General features: G+C 49.1%; 14 protein-coding genes and 1 other RNA gene. 7 read left to right on the forward strand and 8 right to left on the reverse strand.

All coding sequences use genetic code 11. The annotated features are described in order from the left end of the window. The first annotated feature begins 190 nt into the window (after window positions 1–190). Both EL361_RS04935 and EL361_RS04940 read left to right on the forward strand, forming a co-directional pair. Window positions 191–1,849: a SulP family inorganic anion transporter gene (locus EL361_RS04935; RefSeq protein WP_232034877.1), complete on the forward strand. Its 1,659-nt coding sequence runs from the start codon at window positions 191–193 to the stop codon at window positions 1,847–1,849. Window positions 1,850–2,312: 463 nt separating this feature from the next. Further along, window positions 2,313–2,579 (forward strand): RNA recognition motif domain-containing protein, encoded by a 267-nt coding sequence (locus tag EL361_RS04940; protein ID WP_126377199.1) that lies wholly within the window; start codon window positions 2,313–2,315, stop codon window positions 2,577–2,579. Window positions 2,580–2,698: 119 nt separating this feature from the next. Here the strand turns inward: EL361_RS04940 and EL361_RS04945 are convergent, their stop codons facing one another. Then, window positions 2,699–5,707, reverse strand: coding sequence for an ATP-binding cassette domain-containing protein (locus EL361_RS04945; protein ID WP_126377201.1), 3,009 nt, complete (start codon window positions 5,705–5,707; stop codon window positions 2,699–2,701). Between the two features lie 67 nt (window positions 5,708–5,774). Further along, window positions 5,775–6,629 (reverse strand): hypothetical protein, encoded by an 855-nt coding sequence (locus tag EL361_RS04950; RefSeq protein ID WP_126377203.1) that lies wholly within the window; start codon window positions 6,627–6,629, stop codon window positions 5,775–5,777. 238 nt (window positions 6,630–6,867) lie between these two features. Between EL361_RS04950 and ssrA the strand changes: the two genes are divergently transcribed. From ssrA to EL361_RS04965, 3 genes are all read left to right on the forward strand, one after another. Further along, window positions 6,868–7,219, forward strand: a transfer-messenger RNA (tmRNA) gene (gene ssrA, locus EL361_RS04955). 254 nt (window positions 7,220–7,473) lie between these two features. Further along, on the forward strand, window positions 7,474–8,178 hold the full coding sequence (locus tag EL361_RS04960) for a hypothetical protein (protein ID WP_126377205.1): 705 nt from the start codon (window positions 7,474–7,476) through the stop codon (window positions 8,176–8,178). Between the two features lie 3 nt (window positions 8,179–8,181). After that, window positions 8,182–9,795: a hypothetical protein gene (locus tag EL361_RS04965; RefSeq protein WP_197723453.1), complete on the forward strand. Its 1,614-nt coding sequence runs from the start codon at window positions 8,182–8,184 to the stop codon at window positions 9,793–9,795. A gap of 218 nt (window positions 9,796–10,013) precedes the next feature. On the opposite strand, the gene EL361_RS04970 is transcribed toward EL361_RS04965, so the two are convergent. Further along, a complete protein-coding gene (locus EL361_RS04970) occupies window positions 10,014–11,897 on the reverse strand; it encodes a 7TM diverse intracellular signaling domain-containing protein (protein ID WP_172961641.1) in 1,884 nt (627 codons plus the stop codon). Between the two features lie 615 nt (window positions 11,898–12,512). On the opposite strand from EL361_RS04970, the gene EL361_RS04975 reads away from it, so the two are divergent. Next, window positions 12,513–12,959: a YaiI/YqxD family protein gene (locus EL361_RS04975; protein WP_126377209.1), complete on the forward strand. Its 447-nt coding sequence runs from the start codon at window positions 12,513–12,515 to the stop codon at window positions 12,957–12,959. A gap of 272 nt (window positions 12,960–13,231) precedes the next feature. Here EL361_RS04975 and EL361_RS04980 read toward each other — a convergent pair whose 3' ends face one another. From EL361_RS04980 to EL361_RS05000, 5 genes are all read right to left on the reverse strand, one after another. After that, the gene (locus EL361_RS04980) at window positions 13,232–14,728 is read right to left on the reverse strand and encodes a tetratricopeptide repeat protein (RefSeq protein ID WP_126377211.1); all 1,497 of its coding nucleotides are present in this window, start codon (window positions 14,726–14,728) and stop codon (window positions 13,232–13,234) included. An 87-nt stretch (window positions 14,729–14,815) separates the two neighbouring features. Next, on the reverse strand, window positions 14,816–15,250 hold the full coding sequence (locus EL361_RS04985; protein WP_126377213.1) for a hypothetical protein: 435 nt from the start codon (window positions 15,248–15,250) through the stop codon (window positions 14,816–14,818). A gap of 133 nt (window positions 15,251–15,383) precedes the next feature. Beyond that, complete coding sequence (locus EL361_RS04990) at window positions 15,384–16,646, reverse strand: hypothetical protein (RefSeq protein ID WP_126377216.1); 1,263 nt, start codon at window positions 16,644–16,646, stop codon at window positions 15,384–15,386. A gap of 254 nt (window positions 16,647–16,900) precedes the next feature. Next, a complete protein-coding gene (locus EL361_RS04995; protein WP_126377218.1) occupies window positions 16,901–17,704 on the reverse strand; it encodes a sterol desaturase family protein in 804 nt (267 codons plus the stop codon). 164 nt (window positions 17,705–17,868) lie between these two features. Then, window positions 17,869–18,324, reverse strand: coding sequence for an iron-sulfur cluster assembly scaffold protein (locus EL361_RS05000; protein ID WP_172961642.1), 456 nt, complete (start codon window positions 18,322–18,324; stop codon window positions 17,869–17,871). A gap of 384 nt (window positions 18,325–18,708) precedes the next feature. Between EL361_RS05000 and EL361_RS05005 the strand changes: the two genes are divergently transcribed. Then, entirely contained in the window at window positions 18,709–19,509 is an 801-nt protein-coding gene (locus EL361_RS05005) for a 4Fe-4S binding protein (RefSeq protein ID WP_126377222.1), read from the forward strand. The last annotated feature ends 102 nt before the right edge of the window (window positions 19,510–19,611 follow it).

Here is a 19,611-nt window from a genome sequence, read left to right on the forward strand (position 1 = left end):
TCCCTTTCGCTGGTCCTAATGGGCAACTCTTTTTCTTTTTTGGGCTTTTCTTGACTACGCCTACGGCTAGGCATATCACCGCTGCTGTCACTTTCCCCGCGCGAGCCTCCAGCCCCTGGCCATTCCGAGTCTTTTCGACCTGACCATCGCCTGTGCCCCCGGATGCATTTCTTCATTTGGAGTAACCTCAGTGTTGCACTCTTTGTTGTTGCGTTTATTCGGTCACGCCCCTGCGAGCATCAAAACCTACAGACAGGGCTATTCATTCAAATATCTTCAGCGAGATCTGATGTCTGGCGTTACCGTGGGCATTGTGGCGTTGCCGCTTTCCATGGCGTTTGCCATCGCTTCGGGCGCCTCGCCCGAACGCGGACTTTTCACGGCAATTGTGGCTGGCATCCTTGTGTCTCTCCTGGGTGGGACACGCTTTCAGATTGCCGGGCCAACGGGCGCATTCGTCGTCATTATTTCCGGGGTGATTGCCCATCACGGCTATACAGGTCTGGTTATGGCCGTTTTGCTGGCGGGAGCCATTCTTGTCGTTATGGGGCTGCTTGGTCTTGGCAGGTTGCTTCAGTTCATCCCGTATCCGGTCACAACGGGCTTCACCACAGGCATTGGGCTGCTCATATTCACTTCACAGATCAAGGATTTTTTGGGGTTGCGCATCGACCCTCTGCCGGTTGACTTTCTTGATCGAATATTGGCCTGTGCCAACGGACTCCAGACATTTACCCCCGCCGCTCTCGGGATTGGTGTCGCAACGCTTGTCTCAATGATTCTTGTGCGCAGGTACATACCTCGGATTCCGGCCCCGTTCGTGGGTATTGTCGTGGCCACTGTGATGGCTGGGCTATGGGGGATGGAGATTGACACCATTGGCAGCCGTTTCGGCGGTATTCCTGCCGTGTTGCCCCATTTTGCCTTTCCTTCGGACTTTACGGGATCTTTGCGAGATATTGTTCCGGACGCCCTGACCATTGCTCTGCTTGCAGGTATTGAGTCCCTTTTGAGCGCTGTTGTGGCAGACGGCATGACCGGTGATCGCCACGACTCATCCACTGAACTCGTGGCCCTTGGAGTTGCCAATATCGGCTCTGTGCTCTTTGGGGGAATTCCAGCCACCGGGGCGATTGCCCGCACGGCAACAAATATCCGCGCCGGAGCTTACTCGCCGTTATCCGGTATCATTCATTCTCTGACCTTGATGGGATTTGTGGTGGCCTGCGCCTCTCTGGCTTCACGTATTCCCTTGGCCAGTCTTGCCGCTGTGCTTATTGTTGTGGCTTGGGACATGAGTGAACTGCATCGCTTTAAACGCTTGCTGCATGCGCCAAAGGCCGATTCAGGTGTAATGATTCTGACTCTTCTGCTTACTGTTTTTGTTGATCTTACTGTTGCTGTTGAGGTTGGTGTCGTTTTAGCGGCAATTCTCTTTATGAAACGGATGAGTGAGCTCGCTGATATACATCCGTTCACCCCCGGATTGCAGGACGGTGATGCCTGTGGAGTAAAGATTGGTAATTCCAAGGTTGTCATTTATGAGATAGGTGGTCCGTTATTCTTTGGCATGACTCAACGTTTCATCAACGTCATGCGCTTTACGCGCGACACGCCAGACATTCTTATTCTTCGCATGCGTCACGTTCCGAGCATTGATGCGACAGGCGCAGAAGCGCTAGAGACCATTCTGAGAAAAACCAGATCTCAGAATATTCGAGTTATATTGACGGGAGTGAACGACAGCGTACATAGAGTTCTTTCTCACATGGGAACGGAATCAATTATTGGTAAAAATAATATTTTCAATAATTTCAATGAAGCAATGCAAAAACTTTCAGTAGACTAATCAGGATTAAAAAGGCGGGAACAAGCTGCAAAGTCCTGTGCCAGAGGATAGGTTTGGAATTCGGATATTTGACCACTTCTCGCTTCTTATGATCAGAATAATACGTTTGTTGTTGTTTTTTACATCACGGGTTACCCCCTGTGAAATAAGGCAAAGTTATCTCGAAAACAGTCGACTGTGTTCTTCATTTCCAGCCCTTTGATTTTATTCGATATTTTTTTATAGAGATATCCATCTTTTTCATCGAACCCCCTTGACTTCAACAGTTTTTTAGCCTAACAGGAAATTAGCTAAAAATGCAGACACGCCGGTTTTGGGTGTGGCCGCAAAAGGTCGGCTGAATCTGATTGGAATCAACTTCTGGGTTCAACAAGGGGCAATGTACGCATCTTGGTGTACACAGCCTCTTTTTTAATGGGTGCCTGAGCACTGTAGCAACTGTCTTAGTAGGAGTTTTACGAGAATGGCTAAGAGCATTTATGTGGGCAACCTGCCCTGGAGCGCCACGGAAGAGGAAGTTCGGACCGCATTTGGAAATTACGGTGAAGTCGTATCTGTCAAGCTGATCGAAGATCGTGAGACCGGTCGTCCCCGTGGCTTCGGGTTCGTTGAAATGGAAGACCAGGAAGCACTGGCCGCCATTGAAGCACTGGACGGTACCGATTTCGGTGGCCGCTCCCTGAAGGTTAACGAGGCTCACCCCCGTACCGAACGCCGCCCCCGCTGGTAGCACTCGGATCAATAGAGACCTCAAGGCCCGCTGTCCTTATGGATGGCGAGCCTTTTTTGTGGTCTTTACTCTGATTAGATTGAGAATGCAGGATTCAGGAGTCTGCTATTTCCTTAGGGTCAGCGTTTACCGAGCTTGGACAACCGCTCCGGCAGATGAAAGTACAAACTCAGATACAAAAGCAAAGTCAATAGCCACAGGAACCAGATGTTGTAGACCACGGTGGGTACTGCCCTTCCCCACAGTTTCTTGGTCCCGGCTCCGAAGTGGGCCATGCCCCATGCGCTATGTGTTGGCGCACACACAAGGTCCGTCAACTGCACCAATCGATGTCCGGAAATCCGTATGGATTCCAGGCTCATGGCATTTCGCGCTGCCAATTCCACAGATCGGTTGGTGTAATCACGGCGAAGTTGCTCCAGTCCATTCTCTCCCAATTCATCCAGGCGCTGTGTCTCCAGGCTGGAGATTCGGTCATAGGACTTGCTCCGCTCTGTCCTGATCTGCTTGGCAACATCCTTCAGGAACTTTCGCAGTTGCTTTGATGCCTCTTGGTCAAACCCTGCGAGGCTGAACACATCCATCTCCAGGCCTGAATCCAGCCCCGTCTCCGCTTCCAGAGCCATGACTTCGTGGACCAGCACGGTCAGATAGCGCTCTGCCCTCGGCGCAAAGTCATCCGGCGGATCAGGCAGGAACAGGAAATCCGCCAGAGTTTTGAGCTCCTGCACCCGATAATCCAGCTCCCAATCCGCCTGACGCACGGCGCAATCATCCTCGAATTGCCCCTGCATCCAGCGGTTTTCGGCATATTGCCCCACAATCAGGGCCTCATATCCCCAGCGCGAGGGCATGACGTTGGCGTACCAGGGCACATGCAGATCGCCGGAATCGCGCGAGACCAGTTCGTCCATGGAGATTACTGATCCACCCAGCAGCATCTGCGGGATAAGCAGCAGCGGAATCAGGATGTACACGGCCACGGCCGAGCGCATGGCCGAGGACACATTCAACCCCAGCAGGCAAGAGCAGGTGCCGCACGAGAATAACACGGCCCATGTCGCAAGCGTCATGTCCGGGACCTGCAAAACGGCCTGCGCCACCAAGGTAAACGCCAGTGTCTGCACGGCGGTTAGCCCCGCTAGATAGGCGGTCTTGGCATTGACGTAGGACGCCCACGACAGGTTCAGGAAGGCCTCGCGTCGTAGAATCTTGCGATCGCGTACGATCTCCTCGGCACTGACGGACAACCCCAGGAACAGGGACACCACCACGCTCATGAAGAAAAACACCGCAACGTTCATGTTGTCGTGGAAGATATAGCTCTCCCCGGATGACCGTCGGCAAAGCAACCCCAGCAACAAGGCGATGAACGGTGCTTCCAGCAGGTTCAGGGTCACGTACTGCCGGTTGGCCAGCCGCGCCAGCAGGTTGCGTTCGAAAAAGATGGAGAACTGCCCCAACAGTCCGGGTCTGCGCAGTCCTGCGGGCACGTCTTTGGGCGGTGGTTCGGTTTCGGGCTGGTCCTGAGCCTTATGGTGTGCCAGATAGCGCTGGTGCCAATCCTCAGGCGAAACGAGTCGTTCGTCCGTGAAGTGTCCGCCCTCATCCACCCGGCGCATCTCGATGATGTTGAATATCTGCTCGGGGTTGACGTTGCCACAGGTGGGGCAAAAGCCCTCTCCCCCGCCTGCCGCATGAATGGCCGAGCGAAAATACGACACCGCTTCCAGGGGATTGCCCTCGAACACAGGCCGCCCACCCTTGTCCAGTAGCCACAAACCATCAAAAAGCTTGAATATATCCGAAGATGGCTGGTGAATGACAACGATCACCAAGCGCCCGGACAAAGCTTGTTGTTTGAGCAGACTCATGACGTTGAAGGAGTCGGCGGAACTGAGCCCGGAGGTGGGCTCGTCCGCAAAAAGGACAGCTGGTTCGCGGATCAACTCCAGAGCAATGTTCAGACGCTTGCGCTGCCCGCCGCTGATGGTCTTGTCCAGTGGACTGCCTACCTTGAGATCGGCAATGTCCAATTGTCCAAGATTGTGCAGCGTCTGCTCCACGCGCTGATCCAGTTCGTCGCGAGGCAGGTCCGCCAGACAGAGCCTTGCGCTGGAAGTCAGGTTCTGACGCACCGTCAGATCATCAAACAGCAGGTCGTCCTGTGGCACCAGCCCGATGACCCCATCCAGAGAGTCGCTCTCGGCATACAGGTCACGCCCATTGAGCAGTATCTGCCCGGCATCCGGTGGCAGTGTGCCCGAAAGGATGGAAAGCAGCGTGGATTTGCCCGTACCGCTACCGCCCATAACGCCGATCAGTCGCCCCGAGCCTTCGGTAAAGTTGAATGTATGCAGGCCGTTGTCACTGCCAGGGAAGCGGAAATCCAGCCCACGCCCCTCGAAGACAAGCTGGCTGCCAACGGCCTGATCGGTCAAGGCGGCCTCGATCTGCGAGGCGTAAATTCCGGTTCCGGTACTGTCGCGCAGCACGAATCCGGGCGGCAACACGTGCAGTTTACCCTGCACGGCCAATTGACCATTGATGGTCAGGTGTCCGCGCCCTGTGGGCACCAGGATCAGCGTTCCTGTCTCCTGAATGCGGGTCAGGGTCCACTGAGCCCTGAACCCGGGCATGGAGAGTCGCCGCGCTGGCACGTCGGCATGCAAATGCCCATCGTCCAGCACGAGGAACCGCTCATCCAACGCGGTGTAGTCTTCGGGATGCAGAATGAGCAGGCGCAGGGCATCGAAGTCCTTGCGGTCGATATCCAACGCTGCCGCGATGATGCCGTCGATGGTGGCGATGCCGGGCTCTGCTCCGCTGCCCGAGGTGATGGTCAGCACCGCAGCCAGGGCCACGAACTGCTCCTGACGCGGCAGCTTGCCCCTCAATTGGTCACAAATGCCCCAGGCAGCCTGTTTACGGGCTTTTTCATCCAGGGCCAGGGACAGGTCGTAAAACTCGTCGTACAGGCCCAGGTACTGCTCTACAGAGCCAATGCGCACCTGTTGGCGGAGATAAGCCTCGACCGAGGCATGGCATGCCTTGTGTTCTTCTTCACCCCTTGCGCTGGCAATGAGTGCAAACAGATGAAGCACGGCATTGAGAACGATTTCCGACATGGGCCTCCCAAACGGCAAGGCGGCCCGACGACATCTGCCGCCGGGCCGTCAGAAAGGATAAGTTCTGTTAGTTACCGTCCGCAATCACGGTCGCACGTTCACGGGCGGCGATGGAGGCAACGGCGCGAACCTGCTTTTCGGTGAGGTTGTCCTTCTTGCTGATGATCATCTTGAGCAGCATCTTCAGCCAACCGGCGCGCTGCCCCTGCTCCAGGAAGTTTTCGTCATCCACGAACTTGGCGTAATCCTCGCTGGTGAAGGCTTCGTAGAAATCGAGCACCGGCTGAATCACTGGCGTGGTGTCTGCCAGCAGCGCGGTCAAGGTGGGGTCATAATCGGACAGAATGATGGCATTGCTGACCACATACAGCGCTTCCACGATAAAGCCGTAGAGGGAGTCTTCCACCACATCAAACCCGCCAGGGGCCTGCATCAGGATGGTGTAATTTTCGGTGTTGGCGGCGTAGGCCTTCACGACCTCTTCAAAACTGATCTTGTCCGGAGTTTTGACCAACTTTTTGAATGCGGGCGGGAACAGGGCCGAGACCTCAAGCTGACCACGCATATTCAGGCGATTCATCAATTGATCCTGGGCCTGCATGTATCCCGCAGCGTCCTTTTTACGGCCAAAGGCCACGGCATAGACCGCATCGAATTGATACATGCCCACCATGATGCCTGCGGATTCACCGGATTTGACGGTTTTGGCCAGTCCCGTGGGCAGAGCCAGATCCTTCTGGAAGGAAGCCCCCCCCTGTTTCAGGGCGCGGGTTACATCCATCATGGAATTGATGCGCTTTTCGGTCAGCAGTTTTTGTATTTCGCTCACGTAGTAGTCAAGGCTCATGGAAGCCAAGGCCGGAGTGGCAAAAGCGGCAAGCAACATCAAGGTTACAAAGACTTTGCAAATGGATTTTTTCATCACTCCATCCCCCCCAGGGAGTTGCGGTGGATCATCTTTTGGATGCTACTGAGTAGAATTCTTCATCATTTGCAAATGTAGAACAGGCGCGGCGATATTGCAACAGGTCTGGAACGTTTACCCAGTGACCTGCTACCGTGTAAAAACCGCTGGCCATCATGACGGAAAAGAAAAGAGGGAGGCGTTTTCCCTTGCCAAAGCGCAGGAAAGCCTTATATCTGATTCCGGTTCATTGACAGGGGGCGACCTGGTTTCGACGAGGATGGTTGAAGCCATGGTTGCAGGTCGGGGCGCCGCTGGCCCCGTTAAAAAGCGGCAGGCAAGTTAATTGCCAACGATCACGAATACGCTCTGGCTGCGTAAATAGCCTGTGTCCAACCTGCTGACGTCCGATAAGCGGGATTGGGCAACGACTTTCGGACTGGCTACCGGCATGCGTCCGCCATGCTCGGGGCGAGAAGTTTGTGGACTGGTCGTGCGTCCGCCTGTTCATCGACATGCGCACGACGAGAATTAATGATGAACTAAACCTGTAGACGCCATGAGTGGAGCATTCCCGGACGGGGGTTCGATTCCCCCCGCCTCCACCACCCCCCTGATAGATACAACCCCTCTGGGCCATGCCCGGAGGGGTTTTTCTGTGGGATGGGGGGGGATGGAGAAAGTGAAGAATGAGTATGGTCCTTTTAATTCATTAATGTTTCCCTCTGTCCCTACAATAATATCTATATAGAACGGCATAGACATGGGTCGCGTGCTGGGTTACGAATCAACCGTTTTAAAAAAGGTAATAGGTATCTTGTTCTCCATATAAAAAATGAACATTTGGAAATAGAGATGTCCCATGACAATAAAAGAATATTTGGAAAAAATTGAAATTAAATCGCAAGCTATATTTAAGAGGAGTATTCAAAATATTGAATACTTTGGATCTGCCAACCACTTTTCAACGTGTATCTCCGACTTTTCTAGTCAGATTAACGATATAAATGATAAGAACATGTTAGCTAAAGTATGTTCGCAGCTTGAGTATTCATACATTAATCTTGCGTATGGTATGTATCGACAGGCATTTTCTTCATTAAGGCTAGCCATGGAGATGGGCCTTGGTGCAGCATTTTTTTCTGTGCACAAACTCGAACAATATGAGTGGGTAAACGGTCGGGCTGACATCATTTGGTCAAAATTAACTGACAAAAATAATGGGGTACTTTCAAAAAGATACGCTCTTGCTTTTTTCCCCGAACTAGAGGGATACATTGAAGAATATAACAAAAAAGCAACCTCTGTTTATAGGCAACTTTCTGAGTACGTCCATGGCAACAATGAAACCTGGGGAAAAAATGGACTCATACTCACTTACCAACAGGATCTCGTTGATTTATTTTTTGGATATTTCAAGCAAGTTGCTGAGATAATTCTATTTGTTTTGTCTTGTCGGCACCTAAAGTCTTTTTCTGACATCCAAGCAGATGATTTACTTTTCCTCAGAGAAGAGATGAATCACATTGCCCCAATTCGCGAATTGCTGGGTGGGCCAAAGGAGTAACCTATGTCAAGCTACTATCTTCGCACAGAAAGCATTAAGTATGATGAAATATTGTCTTTTTCAGTCACAAACGACAGCGATAAAAGCATTATCGCTGCGCTTAATTCTCCAGAACCTTGCTTAATCGAGGGGTCAAGAGGTACGGGAAAATCATTTTTAATGAGAGTTGCAGAACTAGAGCTTGAGATGACAAAATCCCCGGTTTTGGCGGTATTTGTCTCTTTTAATATTAGTTCGTTGATTAGCACTAAAGATCCCTTGCAATTTTATCATTGGATGCTAGCTAAAACTCTTAAGACACTTATAAATAAACTTAGAAAAAAAGGGCTGCTGATTTCTCCTCATTCCGCAAATCTTTTAAGCAATGACGAGAGCGATGAGGGCCAAAACGTTGAAAATGATTTGAAATCAATCGTAAAGGCCTATGAGGCGTCCTATAAGGGTAAACAGAGTGTCAAGACAGATACACTGCCTGATATAGAGGATGTAAAAGAAGCCATTGAATTGATTTGTTTAGATAATTCTCTGGAAAGAATGTTTTTCTTTTTCGATGAAGCCGCCCATGTTTTTAGGCCTGAACAGCAAAGGCAATTTTTTAGCCTCTATAAAGATCTCAGGTCACCATACATCACTTGTAATGCTGCCATCTATCCGGGGGTCACATACTTTGGTGACTCATTCGAACCGACCCATGATTGTATTTTTAAAAAACTTGAAAGAAATATCAAAGATGCTGAGTACTTAAATTATTTTAAAGAAATTGTTTTCAAGCAGGCTGACGATAATACCAAGACAACAATTGAGAATCAAAAAGAGTTATTTAATACATTAGCTTTGTGTTGTGGTGGCAACCCGCGAATGCTGCTTAAGACTTTACAAGATCTACCTAAATTTAACACTCTGTCCATAAATCAACTCATCAAGGATTTTTACCGAGGTAGTATTTGGACTGAACACACGGAACTAGGGGAAAAGTATAAAGGTCACAAAGTACTCATCGATTGGGGTAGGGATTTTTTAGAAAGAACTGTTATCCCCGCCATCGAGTCATATAATGAATCACGGAAGACAAAAGGGGTGGAAGAGTCCAGTATATACTTCTGGATTCATAAAGATTCGCCAGAATCTGTTAAAGAGGCATTAAGGTTACTTACATATACTGGTGTTATACGAAAGATTGATTCCAGTATTCGTGCAACAAGATCAGAGCTTGGTGCGAGATATGAAGTTAAGTATGGATGTATTATTGCACTAAAGAGTAGCCCTATGAACATGTCTATGCCGTTTTTTAATTCTTTATCAATTAAGAAATTTCCTGAATTTGGCAAGAACCACTCTGCATATATCGACATTAAAAATGCTTCTGGAATAGATCTCGACGACGATCAATATAAAAAAGCATTATTGAATATGCTAAAGAAACCAATTGGCGTCCTTCAGCTTCTTACAGAGTGGCAAAAAATGAAGCTAATAAGCGCAGGAATCAATACAATCGAAGAATTGCATAATAAAACCGAAGAAAGCCTTATCAAAGAAATATACCTAGTAGGTCCAGTTCGAGCCAGAATCATGAAAAATGCAGCAACAGCTGAATTACTAGAGTATTTATCTGGATAGTTCACCTGTCAAAATCAAGAATTACGAATTAGAGGGACACCATACCTAATTTCTTTTCAGTCTTGGTTTCAGCCCCTGAGAATGGGGTCAGGTCTTTTATTTTAGCGTTTCAGCCACAGAATATCCTTCACGATGCGACCAGGGGGGATTCTTAAGGTATTTAAAAAGCCCTAAAATAAAAGATATAACCCTGTCCTCTCGTTCTCTCCCCTGCGGTACTATCGAACTTTGGAATGGCAGACGACCGAGCAGGCAACCATGGTCCCGCCGCCCTCTGCTTCGTCGATGTCCGAGACCTGAAAGTCTCCGCCAATCATCATCGCCCTGTGCGCCATAATGCTCATTCCCAGCCCACCTTCGGAGCGAGAGGCTGCGGATCTGCCAACGCCGTCGTCGCGAACAACAAGGGTTGCCTGGCCGCTCGTGGCGCAATCGAACGTAACAGCTATCTTGTTTGGCTTGGCGTGTTTAACGGCATTAGCGATAGCTTCCTGGGCAATGCGGTAGAGTTGCGTCACTTGCATATTCCGGCACGATTCACAGCCTCTCTTGTCACTGAATTCCATTGGGATTCCGCTTGACCGAGAGTAACGCCTGACCAGGTCCTCCAAGGACGGCCCCGTACTTCCGGCACCATGCTCCAGCGGCCAGATGCCGCAGGACAGGTCGTATGCCTGATCGACCAGCTCGTCCAAGAGCGACGAGAGTTGGCGCAATTCCTCGTCCTTGCCATTTGGCACGGGACTCATCCGCGACAATGCGGCACATCGCAAACGGGCTCCGGTCAATTGCTGGCACAGTCCGTCGTGGAGGCCCAGGCTGATACTCCGTCGCTCTTCTTCGCTGATGTTCACGATTTCCCGTTCCAACCGGCTGCGTTCGGCAATTTCCTTTTCAAGATTGATATTCCTGAGTTCAAGCTTCTCGGAAAGGTTTTCAACATCGGCAAAGGACTTGGAAAAACGCTGCGCCAAAGCCCCCGCCTGTGACATGACAAGCGCAAACAACCCCAGTGGAAGAAGACTCACCACATGGGTTTTGAATATCAAGAAATACACGTCATGCGTTGATGTAAAGCCGAGCAGAACGACCCCACATAGAAGAAGCAGCGACCCGCTGTAGCCGCGACGAAAACACATGAACAGCAAGATAACAAAACAAAACGTAAAGAGGATGGACGTCAGCGCAAACAACTGGAGAGCTGATTGGTAAACGACGCCAGGTTGAGACAGGACGATTGCAATGAAAATGAGTCCTCGTATATCAACGATATAGAGAAGAATACGCCCAAACTCTTTCGGGTATAATGACCTGTAAAATCTATACAACACGGATGTCGATATGGCGTAACAGACAATCACGACCTTGCTCACAGCCCCGAAGGGGAGACTTGGAAGGTATGCTCTGATCAACCAGTCGGAGGCATCATTCGAGGCGACCAAGACCGTCAGGATAATACAATACAATCCAAAATAGAGGGTCGAGACATCCTTCTTCCTCAAAATGAAGAGGATGAAATGATACAGAGCCATGATCAGCATGCAGCCCGCAAACAGCAGTCCCCAGCTTCGCGCATTGGCATGGGCCTGCTCCAAAGGCCCCGGCACAGCCAGCATGATCGGGTTCTGCACACCACCGCCGGGAAAGAAATGGTTGGATATCTGCATCACCAATTCAAGCGGTGTTCCATCGCTTGCGATCCGGGCAAGGACGATTGAGCGGTCTGGTTCTTCCGCTTCATCGCTTCTCCCCACCACGCCGCTTGAGGCGACAAGCTCTCCGTTGGCCCACACCCGGTAGGCGGCCCGAACCGAGAAAAATCGCGCTGTCAAAACATGATCACCAGGGGGCATCAGGGCTCGCAGGCGGAATGTTGCCTGTCCAGTGCCGGGCAATGGCTGCCCGTTGAGGTCATGCCCTTTCCAGTAGCCGGGGAGGTTCAGATAGCCGCTCTTGGGCTGAGCGTTGCTGTCAGCAGCGAAATCGTCCGGGAGTAGCAGGCGGTCCCAATAGAACTCCCACTGCCCATCCAGAGCGACGGGGCCATCCAGTGCAGGATTCCATTCGGAAAGATCAACCATGCCGCGCTTGGCGACAGGCATTGCATTTTCGCTTCCACGACACCCTGTGACAAAGCAGATTGATATCGAGACGCAGACGAGCAAGGCAAGCTGAAGGCTTTTCGACAGAAGGCTCGTCAAGGCAGGCACGTAGTTTTCCGGTTCAAATGAATCTCCATTTGTATTCAAGACCATAAATCAAATAGAACAAGCCGAGATTACAAGTCAATGAGGTCTGCTTCATAGGCATAAAAATCATGTCCCAGAAGATGATCATTACAGGCGTGGCAACGATTCAACTCAATTCTCGGGTCGTCATATTTGCAGGGATGTCGAACCCCGACTGCGGCACAGGGAAAGAACCATGCGGCGGATTATAGGCATGAAGAAAACAAAATCAGGGGAGACACCATACCTGTTTTCTCTTCTGTCTTGATTTCAGCCCCCCGCAATTCACTACGCTAAAATACATGACTTCACCCCATAATCATTCGGCAGGATGCCTTGACGGGACCGTCAAACCCAAGAATATTATTCGCATGACGTAGACGAGAACTTGTCTCCCCCCTGCCTCGTTCAAGCTATTTCCATAAGAACTTTCAAATGCAATCACAAATACATACAGCCCCTCTCGGGGCAATGAATTCGGAGTAAAGAATGCAGATATGGGTTGATGCCGACGCCTGCCCAAAAGCAGTGAAGGAAGTGCTGTTCAAGGTGGCTGAGCGGCGGAAGGTTCAGTTGATTCTGGTGGCGAACAGTTTTTTACGGGTGCCAAACTCATCATTCATTCAGACCGTACATGTGGCACAGGGTTTCAATGTTGCGGACGATCACATTGCAGAATCCATAACATCCGGCGATCTGGTCATCACGGCCGATATTCCCCTGGCCGCTGAGGTCATTGATAAAGGGTGCGAGGTGCTGACGCCGCGCGGGGACCATTTCACTGAAGATAATATCCAGGCCACCCTCACTGTCCGCAATTTGAAAGAAGAACTTCGCTCAGCAGGTATGATCGCCGGAGGCCCTCCCCCCTTCGGCCCCAAGGAAAAACAGAATTTCACGAACTTGTTGGATCGAAGGTTGACGGCGATGATGTAAGGGAAGGGAATTAAGGGGACACGGAATTGTATTAGGGGGACACCAGACCTATTTCTTCTGTATTAGGGGGACACCATACCTATTTCTTCTGCAATCCAGATTTCTTGTGGCGCAGGCAGATACGCTAAAAGCCCTCATGATTTCAGTGCAAAATAATTCCTTCAATCGCAAATCGCAAAACAAATCCCCTGCCCGCTTGAATGCGGCCAGGGGATTGATCTTAATGGTATGTTAAAAACGTTAAAAAGAAGACCAGCCCTCGTTGAGCCCTGTCACATTGCCTGATTTTTCAAGTGAATGAGTTTTTCTCTTATCATAATGGCTTCTTCGTTTTCGGGGTGCTTTGATAAAAGCGTTGTAATCGTCGCAAGTGCCAGATCACCATTTTTTTCTTTCAAAAAGAGCTTCGTCCGGTTCAGAAGGGTTTCTTCATCAAAGGGATCGATTTTTAGAGCATCTGCTAAGATCTCATGGGCCTGTTGATAATCATTTATAGTCATAAAACAGGCAGACAACTGATTGAGCGCTTTTATGTTACGTGGGTCCAACGTTGCTGACTTGGCAAAACAATCACTTGAAAACTCAAGTTGGTTCAGGCCATGTACGGCCTGTATACTAAGACCTGTATAATACCAGAGCCATGTGTTGTTTTTTTCTGTTTCAAGACTTTTTTTAAATAGTATTTCAGCTACTTCATAATCCCCTGCAAAGTATGCATCAAGGCCATCAGCAAAATTGAGCCATGCTGGCTTGAGCTCAAAAGATGCGAAAACATTTGGAAGAATATCCTCTTCATAAGGTGTCGTTAAAAACTCAGGGGCAGTGTAAAAAAGAGTTACAAGAAATCTATCTCTAATAATAAAATTCCATTGTTTTGCATTTCCCTGTTCATCATCTGTGCCTGGGATTGAATATTTGAATGTATAAAAAAGCACAGGTGTGTTTTCCATTAAATACACATTCATCTCACCCGGCTTAAATCCTGCAAATTGCATTTCAAATTGATCTGAAAGGTTGTTACCAAGAAGCTCAAGGTACACTTTTTCATCTTCTAATACATTTTCAGTGTAACTCAGATCTATCCCAAGGAAATTGAATTTGACATCAGGATTGACGATTTTGATAGAGCTGCTCGATGCCAACGAAACCTGCCATGAATCAGGCATTTTCACATTGAAAGCCGGTTCCATATTGGAATTGGCCCGTAAAACCATGTCCATATCTAGAGTATCTACGGGGAAAGATTGAGGGGGTTGCGCCATCTCCGGCATCTTTTTTCCGGGCTGGAAAGAGGCCAGAGCTTTTAAAAGCGGCTCTCGATAAACCGGATGATTTTGAGGATAAATGCCGACAACAATGACAATAAATCCATCATATTTCATAAAATCAATTTGACAGCCCAAAACGACATCACCGTGTTGGCCTGAATACTTTCTTCTTAAGGCCCGCACCTCTGTTCCGGGGTAGTCGAAAAATTCTGATGAATTTAGGTTTTTCATATATGGGATTCCACGTTTACGAGCGGTTGATTCCCATTTTTCTGCCAGCGCCTGAAGAGTATCAGGCGATTCTGTGCCGTAGTATATTTCAACCATGGAATTGTTGCCCGGGTCAGTGATTTGCCGAAGCATGTCATTTCCCAGGTTTGCATTGTCCTTCCATCCGTTTGGCACAGTTATAGTGTAGGACGGCAATTCTGCAGCTATGGTCAAGTTGCACGCGACAATAACAGTAGCAAAGATGAAAGCTAACAGCTTTATTCTCTTCATATGATTTCCTGCGATGAAGTTTTACACCATTCAGCCCATCTCTTTTTCAATTCATACTGTATCTTGTTAGAGGGCGATGTGGACACACTACTCCATACACACAGTTTTATATATATCGCCGTCATCAGAAACAGTCACGTATAATTCATTAAATACAAAACAGTTATAAAAACCATACCCCAGGTCTTTACATTCAATTCTTGTGTCTTTTTTTATCTTAGTCGTATCGTAATAGTCTTTCTGAATCAAAAATAACCACCTGTTGAAAAAAGCTTCTGCATCATCATTGTTTCTGATCTTTCTTCCTGATTTATACAAAGCTCCATCTCCGTACCCCCCAGGCCCGTCATTGCCTGACGCTGGATCAAAGAAGCAATCACAAGCAAGGAAAGATTCATGATAACGGGTACAGAAATCCTTTTCATAAACCAGTGTGTCTACCGGGTCCTTGTCGCATCCAGCAAGCAGAATGGTGGCAAGGATGTTAATCATCAGAAATATATGATTATTCTTCATTAACATGGCACTACCGATAGGGGCACATATTATTCGTACAGTGGGCATTGCCCACAAGGTAAAGTGCTATTCATATCATCAGAGCTAGTGCCCGCCGAAAGCAAACCTTCCCTGGTCTAAATTCGGGGGCACCAAGCATTTATTTGACCAGCTTGAAGTACATCGCTCTGCCGCCGGAGGTGTAGCACCCGCTCTTGAACCGTGTAATCTCATTACCTTCAGTGTCGGTTACAAATCCATCCGTGCAACTTCCGCCGCTCTTCACTACGTAATAGTTCCCGGATTTTGATATTTTACATTGCTTCTTCCGCGTCCCCATTTTCACTTCACCGGTAGCAGCATTTTTCTGACCATCTATAAATGTTCCATCTCCGTAATAATGGTACATTCGATAGTAATATTTTCCGCTCCAATAATCTTTTTTGTCCGCGATGAATGTTCCGGCTATCGTGGGAAGCCCACTTGTTTCTACTCTGTTGGTATAATTTTTAGAATTATCAATAACTCGACTAAAATACATCGGCTTACCGCCAGAGGTATAGCACCCGCTCTTAAATCGTCTAATCTCATTACCTTCGGTGTCGGTTACATATCCATCCGTGCAACTTCTACCGCTCGTCACCACGTAGGATTTTCCCGATTTTGATATTTTACATTGCTTCTTCCGCGTCCCCATTTTCACTTCACCGGTTTTTGCATTCTTAGTCCCATCTATAAATGTTCCATCGCCGTAATAGTGGTACATCCGGTAGTAGTATTTTCCGCCAAAATAATCTTTTTTATCCGCGATAAATGTTCCGGATATCGTTGGGAGCCCTCCCCCAGAGTTTACGTTCTGACTCGTATTTACGGAACTGCCTGATCCGAGCGGCAGTCCGCCGATTGTATTACTGGAGGCCTGAGAGGACACGCCTGGATAATACCAAGTATTCATGGCATGGCGGATCTGTTTTCGAGCTTTCTTGTTTCCCTTTAAAGACAGCCCCTGAAATACGTATTTCACTCCGTTATAGCTGGAGGCTACGAGGGAAGAATCAAACTGGGAACCGTTGTTGATTTGCCCTGAGTATACGCGGGTGACGGCCGGGTAGCCTGAAACTTGTCCTGGCTGTTCAGAGACAAGATTTTGGAAAGGTAATCCGCGCTGGGTCATTTCGCTAGCCCATGCATCAAGCAATTTGTCAAGCGGAACGTCCTTTCCAGGAGATGCGTATAGTTCTATAAAAGCATCTTGTGAAGGAGATATGCATTGTTTTATAAGATCATTACCTCTTGCAGATGTATTGTCATTCCATCCGGGGGGGCAATTTAGACCTTGGGACATGTCGTTTGCAAACAAATACGAACAAAAGACAAGTGATGTAATAATTAGTAATAGAATAGTTCTGCCAATTCGGTACATTTCGCACTCCTAAATGCCAGATGGTAAGTTTTCTTAGTAGCTATATCAAATCAACACATAGTTGAAATGCCATTTTCAACTTCATATAGATACAACTGTTTATTGGATATCAAGGTGAATAAAGCAGAGTCAAGAAGAAAGATCAGATGTAAACCTTGGAACGTTTGTGAAAAATCAAGAGCGTAAAGAATTGAAGAGTGAGGTCAGGACGTTTATGAAGAATTGAAGATAAGTGAATAAAATTTTCAGGTTATTTATTGCAGTGTTTTGATCGGATTTACGAACGGTATGGCAAGCAACCAGAAGATGGAGTTGTATTTTCTTTCCCGGAAGATATTCAGCCCAATGTTCATGGATTCATGCCCCTCTTCCGGCTGGTCCTTATAAGTCGTGAATATCCAATCCCACCAAGGAAAGCTGAAACCGAAATTTCTGTTCATCTCTACCCTGTCCGTTGAATGGTGAACCCGGTGCATGTCTGGCGTTACAAGGAACAGGCGAAGAAGCCTATCCACAGGGAACAGCAAGAATATGTTTGCATGATTGAACATCGCGGCACTGTTAAGGATGATCTCAAAAGCCAAAACCGCTTCTGGCGGTGGGGCGATAAAGACAACCACAGTTAGCTTAAATATCAGAGATAGGAATATTTCCAGTGGATGGAATCGCACTCCTGTCGTGAAATCAAGCGACGTATCAGTGTGGTGCATTCGATGCAGTCGCCATAAGAATGCCCATTTGTGAAAGGCTCTATGCTGGAAGTACATGGCGGCATCAAGAAGTACGACACCAAGGATCACTTGGAGCCCCCAGGAGATATGCAGTAATGGAAGCAACCCCACGCCTCGTGCTTGGACTGTCGCTGCAAGCAGGGCCGGAAGAATCGGGAAAAGTACACGCAGGGTCAGGGATGAGAGAAATACGACCCCGAGATTCTCGGTCCAGCGAATTTTACGATCAGGGTCTTGGGTTCGGCGAGGTGATAGGACCTCCCACAATCCTAGAACCATGGCGGTTGCCATGAAAACCATCAGCCTGAGTGATCCTTCATTTTCCATGACTATGGGTTTATCTTGCAAAGTGTATTTACATCAAGTCGCAAAGCAAATCCCCTGCCCGCTTGAAAGCGGCCAGGGGATTGATCTTTATGGCAGGACAAAAACGCTCAACCAAAAGTCTTGCTTCCAATAGCACCCTGCCTCGGAACAAACCTCTAATGTTCTTAGTCGGATATTCTTTTGTGAATGTTTTGCTTGTAGTAGTCCCCCAGGGCCTCGTGCAGGGCATTGGCGGCCAGCCAGGCGCAATGCTGGTCGTCCTCCGGAAGGCAATCAGGGCCACCCAGGCCTTCGAGGACGGCTTCCCCGGAGATGGCGGCAAGCTCATCGCAGTGCTTGTTCAGGGCCAGTTCGGCAGCCATGGAGCCACTGATCATGCTGGAGCCGCAGCCATCGGTGAGAAACCCGGCATCGCAGACCCTGTCGTCTTCAATGTATAAAAACAGTTGGATGGTATCGCCGCAACTGCCGGTCGAAGCGCCCTGGTAATTGGCCAAGGGGGGCTTTCCCCGGTGGGGAGTGTTGCGCCACCGCTCAAATCCTTCTTCCCCGAAGGCCTCAATGGTTTCCTGGTTAATCTTGTCTTGTAATTCGTTAACAATTTCATCAAAAGTGGCCATTATTCCGTCCATATGTTTGTTTCTCGGTGATTGGTTTCATGCTGGTTTCTATCGTCTCGAAACAAGCGCTTTCGGTGCTGCTATCATTCTTTAACTACCCCACGCAATTGGTAGAGGTACGACCTCTCTCGCTTTTTAAAATATCCTTGGCATCACTGTTTGGCGCTATTGGTCAATCATCTAATTCAAATCGAGCGATGATCCAGGCCGTCACAAAATCCACCCTGTCTGTAGTTCTTTGCGCCACTATGATTCTGGCGGTTCCTGGCATGTTGGAGTAAACCGATGACCGAGCAGGCAGTCGGGCATCGTCTCGAACTGCATGAAGCACAGTATTCGAATTTCGCTCAGCCTTTATCGTATTGACATTCTTGGAGAAGAATAATGAACGTGAAAACCGTCAAGACCATCGTATTTTCCCCTACTCGGACCACCAAACACCTTGTTGCCGCCGTTGCTGCGGGTTTGGGCGCCGAGTCCGTCAAGGCTTGGGACCTGACCCTGCCGGACGCCAAAGTGCCGAGCTTTGGCAAAGGTGCGGGCGACGTAGCCGTAATCGGTGTACCCGTCTATGCCGGACGCATCCCCGCCGTAGCTGCCGAACGCCTGCGAGCCATGCAGGGCTGGGGCTCTCTGGCCGTACTGGTCGTGACCTATGGCAATCGCCATTACGACGATGCACTCATTGAACTGACCGATCTGGCCGAGGAACTGGGATTCACCCCTGTGGCGGGTGGCGCTTTCGTGGCCGAGCATTCCTTCAGCACGCCGGAGCTTCCAGTGGCCGAAGGACGTCCAGACATGAGCGATACGGACAAGGCCACTGCCTTTGGTGAACAGGTCGCCACCAAGATTACCGAGTTGCCTTCGGCTGCAGATTGTGCACAGCTCGAAGTGCCCGGCAATCGTCCCTACAAGGAAGGCTGGAACAAGCCCCCCATGTCGCCGACTCTGGATGAAAGCCTGTGTACGGGCTGCGGTGAATGCGCAAGCGTCTGTCCTACGGGGGCTATCAGCATCAACGGGAAAGCCACTACGGACAGCAGTAAATGCATTGTCTGTGCTGCCTGCACCCGCGCTTGTCCAGAACAGGGACGTAGCTTCAAAGGCACCCCTATTGCAGATCTGAACGTCAAGATTCACGAACTCTTCTCCGAACGTCGCGAACCTGAATTGTTCATCTAAAGAAAGCATTGCCCCTCTGAAGGAGGGGCGCACGGATTATAACAAAAGCCTCACTCCGGCAATCGCGGTTGCGATACCAGAGTGAGGCTTTATGGTTTTTTA

This window comes from Desulfovibrio ferrophilus, assembly GCF_003966735.1.
Classification (GTDB): Bacteria; Desulfobacterota; Desulfovibrionia; order Desulfovibrionales; family Desulfovibrionaceae; genus Desulfovibrio_Q; species Desulfovibrio_Q ferrophilus.

Excerpts from the sequence above, each read along its gene's own strand:
- EL361_RS04980 (WP_126377211.1), bottom strand. The coding sequence starts at position 14,728 with ATGAAGAGAATAAAGCTGTTAGCTTTCATCTTTGCTACTGTTATTGTC.
- EL361_RS04970 (WP_172961641.1), bottom strand. The coding sequence starts at position 11,897 with ATGCCTGTCGCCAAGCGCGGCATGGTTGATCTTTCCGAATGGAATCCT.
- EL361_RS04965 (WP_197723453.1), top strand. The coding sequence starts at position 8,182 with ATGTCAAGCTACTATCTTCGCACAGAAAGCATTAAGTATGATGAAATA.
- EL361_RS05005 (WP_126377222.1), top strand. The coding sequence starts at position 18,709 with ATGAACGTGAAAACCGTCAAGACCATCGTATTTTCCCCTACTCGGACC.
- EL361_RS04950 (WP_126377203.1), bottom strand. The coding sequence starts at position 6,629 with ATGAAAAAATCCATTTGCAAAGTCTTTGTAACCTTGATGTTGCTTGCC.
- EL361_RS04995 (WP_126377218.1), bottom strand. The coding sequence starts at position 17,704 with ATGGAAAATGAAGGATCACTCAGGCTGATGGTTTTCATGGCAACCGCC.
- EL361_RS04940 (WP_126377199.1), top strand. The coding sequence starts at position 2,313 with ATGGCTAAGAGCATTTATGTGGGCAACCTGCCCTGGAGCGCCACGGAA.
- EL361_RS05000 (WP_172961642.1), bottom strand. The coding sequence starts at position 18,324 with ATGGCCACTTTTGATGAAATTGTTAACGAATTACAAGACAAGATTAAC.
- EL361_RS04960 (WP_126377205.1), top strand. The coding sequence starts at position 7,474 with ATGACAATAAAAGAATATTTGGAAAAAATTGAAATTAAATCGCAAGCT.
- EL361_RS04990 (WP_126377216.1), bottom strand. The coding sequence starts at position 16,646 with ATGTACCGAATTGGCAGAACTATTCTATTACTAATTATTACATCACTT.
- EL361_RS04985 (WP_126377213.1), bottom strand. The coding sequence starts at position 15,250 with ATGTTAATGAAGAATAATCATATATTTCTGATGATTAACATCCTTGCC.
- EL361_RS04945 (WP_126377201.1), bottom strand. The coding sequence starts at position 5,707 with ATGTCGGAAATCGTTCTCAATGCCGTGCTTCATCTGTTTGCACTCATT.
- EL361_RS04975 (WP_126377209.1), top strand. The coding sequence starts at position 12,513 with ATGCAGATATGGGTTGATGCCGACGCCTGCCCAAAAGCAGTGAAGGAA.